Annotated in this window: 3 protein-coding genes; all 3 read left to right on the top strand. The window is 29.2% G+C overall.

Going from position 1 to position 4,661, the window contains the following annotated elements:
• The first annotated feature begins 921 nt into the window (after positions 1–921).
• Entirely contained in the window at positions 922–1,965 is a 1,044-nt protein-coding gene (locus ACFWDE_RS29925; RefSeq protein ID WP_002016992.1) for a Fic family protein, read from the top strand.
• 847 nt (positions 1,966–2,812) lie between these two features.
• Positions 2,813–4,321, top strand: coding sequence for a spore germination protein (locus ACFWDE_RS29930; RefSeq protein ID WP_377896321.1), 1,509 nt, complete (start codon positions 2,813–2,815; stop codon positions 4,319–4,321).
• On the top strand, positions 4,308–4,661 hold a 354-nt coding region (locus ACFWDE_RS29935; protein ID WP_377896322.1), incomplete at its 3' end, for a GerAB/ArcD/ProY family transporter. The genes ACFWDE_RS29930 and ACFWDE_RS29935, both read left to right, overlap by 14 nt.

Raw genomic sequence — 4,661 nt, forward strand, 5'->3', positions numbered from 1 at the left:
TAATAAGACACAGAAACAAATTAAAAAACCTTAGTTCTCCTGAGAAAATCTCTTGAGGAAAAACGTTTTTAGGGTGAAACGTTTTTCAGGGTACTTTTATACTGACTCTTTTCCTTAAAATGTTTCTGTACCTAATATTTAAATTAACTTATGTCAAAACATTTCGCAATACAAGTGCTAAATGCTACATGGATACATAGAAAATGACACTTTTTATGAGCATACTCCATCAAATACTTATATTAAATATAGAAAAGTCACCTTACTATTATTAAATTTGCTAAATTAAATAATGAAAATGGAGAATACTAACTTTATAATTGTCACAATTTAATTTGTATATCTACTCTTTTATTACTCGTAAAAATCAATTGATAATTCCTTCAATATTAATTTATGAAATGCAGAGATCATCTAAAGCAACAATTTTCTTAAATTAGATTGTTTTTCTATCTAATTTATTTTGTCGAAAAAAGTCGATATTTTCATATTTTTTTCATTTAATTATTGTACATTTGCACATTTAATGTTAGGATTATGCCTATTCAAATTAGATCCTATTGATTCCTCTTTAAGATTTCTTTATTTTATTTGTGAAAATTAGTTACTTTCTAGTAAATTCCCAGCGATAATACAGCAAACTACTCTAATAATAATTCTAAAATTATATTTTTATCTCGTAAATTCATAAAAAGGAATTAAAGTCAAACTATATTTTCTATCTGTGTATATTCATTCTTTATTCAAACATGATTAATTATAAGTTCTAACTCGTTAATCAAATTTAAATAACAATTTTGATTCTAAAATAAGTTCAAAATCAAAATAAATATATTGTTATTTCAAAATAATGTTGTAAACTAACTTTAGAATGGAAAGATTTATGTAACAGCATGTTAAGGGGTTACAGGGGGAATAAAAATGAGAAATTTTTTCGATGACAAGTATAAAAATATTGAATTAAAAAGGAGACTATTAAATATAATCAGTGAAATTAGTGAATTAAAAGGAAAATTAGCTGCTTATCAGGAACAAAATCCTGATATATTTACTAGCTTAGAAAAAACCATACCACTTCATTACATAAAAAACTTTACTACTACCTATGAAGATATAAAAGTCCCAAATAAAAGATTAAAAGAACTTATTTTAGATGATATAGTACCTCAAAATATCTCGGAAGATGCTATCTTTTGTTTTTATCAAACACTTACTTTTGTACATAAGAATTCCTGTGATTTATTAATCAATCCAGAGACTATACAGGAATTACATTTTCAATTAATACATTACATTACCTCTGACAGTGCCAAATGGCGCGAAAAACCGTTTACTATTCCAGGTATTCCTGAAAACGGAATGCACTTAAATAGTTACCGCATTCTTCCACATGAGCTTATTCCACAAGTAATGGAACAATTATGTGATCAATATAACTCATTAAATTCTAGTAAGGGCCATCATTCACTTTTATTAATAGCTCGTTTTATATTTAATTTTTATTGCATAGTCCCTTTTAATCAGGGTAACGGCAGATTGGCACTTATGTTAATGCAATTGCTATTAATTAAGAGTGGAAATACATTTGTAAAATATGTATGTTTGGATAAATACATTAAGAAAAATGAATCTGAATATTACAATTCGATTTATAAATCTTCGGTAAATTGGTACTGCGAGGAACATAATAGTAGCTTTTGGTTAAAAACGTTTTTAACTATTATATTAGAGGCGTACAAAGATCTTCATAATACAGTTCTAGATTCTATATGTAAGCATACTAAAGTGGAGAGAATTCAGGATTTTATACTTAAACAAAAACAACCCTTTACTAAGGAGTGTATTCGTAACACATATCCAGACATAGCAGAGAGTACAATCAGTAAGGCTTTAAATTCCTTGCAATTGTTTGGCCATATTAAACTAGTGACAAAAGGAAGAAATGCTAGTTGGATTAAAGTTTAACTATACTTGTAAAACACTTACAGTTCAAAAAAGAAAATTATACCTTTATCATTTAAATTCATGCCTTTGGACTCTTATTCATTGAATTTCACTTTAATATATTAAGCTATTATTACTAATTTAGTTATTTCTAATTTAGTTATTTCTAATTCCTACAAAACATTTTATAGGAATATTTGTCGAAAAAAGTCGCATTTTAAAATTTTTTCTTTATTTTCTGGTTGTAAACGTTTCATTTTCGTGTTACCATCTTAATCAAACAATAGATGGTAATAAAAATGAAAATATTTCTTTCCCTTAGAAGCATATAAACGTACGGTCATATCAAGAAAATAAGGCCAAAGAAATATTTGATACCTATCCAAATAACCAATAGGAATTTTGCCGCATTAACTTTCTGTTATTTCAGAATAAAACTTCACATTTTGTCCCTAAACAAAATTTGTTAGCGTGCAAAATTCAAATACACTAAAACACCCAAATAAATGAAATGTCCTTTTTTATTGAGCATTGAGGTATGAAAAAATAATTCTTCCTACAAAATTCAGCTGAGTAACATAAAGACATCTAAATTACTACCTTTATCGCCATCTATTGTTGACAACATATTTACCAACTATTAAAAAGAACCTATCAAGGGTTCTTTTTTATTATACTCACTTCTATCTTGATACTTAGATTTCTACACAAAATACATCTACTTTTTTGCTCTCAATTATTGAATTTATAATATAGCACTTCAATTTTAGTTATTCTTGATCTCAATCCGTTTAAATTAGTGAATAAAATTCAAACATATAAAAATAATAACTACAACTAATCGTTATATATTAAAGAGGTGTCAATTTTGTCCTTAAATGAAAAGACCCTAGAAACAAAGACAGATAAAACCATTGAAAAAATCCAAACAAGTAACTTAAAAGAACTTAAAAATACATTAGATAACATCTTTAATATTAGTGCAGATTTGATTGAACATCCTTTGCAATTAAAAACAAACACGAATATTTTACTATATTATTTTGAAGGCCTTACAGATGGTGTTGCATTAAAAGGAAATGTTGTTACACCATTATTACAAGAAGTAAATGAAGACAATCAAATATTTAATTCTAATATTATTGCTACTCATACAAAAATAGTATATACATGGAATGAAATTAAAGTAGGATTACTTGAGGGTCAATGTGTACTGTTTATGGAAGGAGAAAAACGGTCCCTTCTAATAAATACAAAAGGTTGGGCAGAGAGAGCAATTCAAGAGCCAATTTCAGAAGTTACTATTAAAGGATCCCATGATGGATTTATTGAGAATGCCACAAAAAATATAGGCCTAATTCGTCGATATATTCCTTCTACAGAGTTGAAAATCAAAAAGCTGACGATTGGAGAACGAGCCACTTCTTTAGTCTATTTGATTTACTTAGGTGATGTAGCAAACGCAGATGTGGTCCAAGAAATAGAAACTAGAATCTGTAAAATTAAAACGGATGCGGTATTGAGCATTGGAGAACTATCTAATTTTACAAAGGATCAAAATTGGACTCCTTTTCCACAAGCTTATTTAAGCGAACGCCCAGATGCCATTTCTAATCATATACTTGATGGAAAAGTAGCAGTGCTGATGGATAGGTCCCCAGGCGCAATGATTGTTCCAATGAATTTAATTGGATTTTTTCAGACCCCAGATGATTATAATATTCATTGGCTTATTGCATCATTTTTTCGCTTATTACGATTTACAGGATTTATTATAGCTATTTTTTTACCCGCAATTTATATTGCTATCGTCTCTTTTCATTTTGAAGTCATTCCTTTAGATTTATACACTTCTATTGCAACGTCAAGAGTCAAAGTCCCTTTCTCCCCCTTACTGGAAGCTTTTATAATGGAAATCACACTGGAAATGCTACGTGAAGCTGGTATTCGCTTACCACAACCAATTGGACAAACAATTGGAATTGTTGGAGGGATTGTAATTGGGCAAGCGGCTGTTCAAGCTGGTCTTGTGAGTAACGTTATGGTTATTATCGTATCTATTACCGCCATTGCATCATTTATTGTTTCTAATTATGACTTATCAAGCTCTATACGCCTTATTCGTTTTCCAATGATGTTATTGGCATACTTTTATGGGATTGTAGGTATTGTTAGTGGATTAATGCTTTTATTTGCTCATTTTGTTTCACTAACTTCGTATGGTTCACCATACGGATTGCCAATAGCACCATTTCGTCTCCAAGAGTTAAAAGATTCTTTTGTAAGATTTCCTATTTCTATGATTACCACCCGCTCGAGTACAGGACAGCCGAAACAAAAAAAGAAAAAAGAAGGTGGTTCGCATGGGGAATCTTAGATTTCAAAACATAACTTTATTTGAATTTATTGTTTTCATCCATTCACTGCAACTTGCATCAGGTATGTTAATTATGCCAAGCCCACTTGCTACTACCGCTGGTACAGATGGCTGGATTTCTATCATTCTGGGATGGATGATTACTTCTATAACTGGCGTATTTATTGTATTAATGTTACAAAAAAATCCTAGCAAAAATTTCTCACAGATTTTAAAAGCATACTTTGGTAAATGGCTAGGAACATTTTTTCTTCTTTTATATGCCTTTTATCTATTTTTTGCTGGTTTTAATACTTTATTAAAGGCAACTGATATTGTAAAAGTGTGGATATTCCCTTCC

It is taken from the genome of Bacillus sp. NPDC060175, from assembly GCF_042728695.1.
In the GTDB taxonomy this organism is placed as follows: Bacteria; Bacillota; Bacilli; order Bacillales; family Bacillaceae_G; genus Bacillus_A.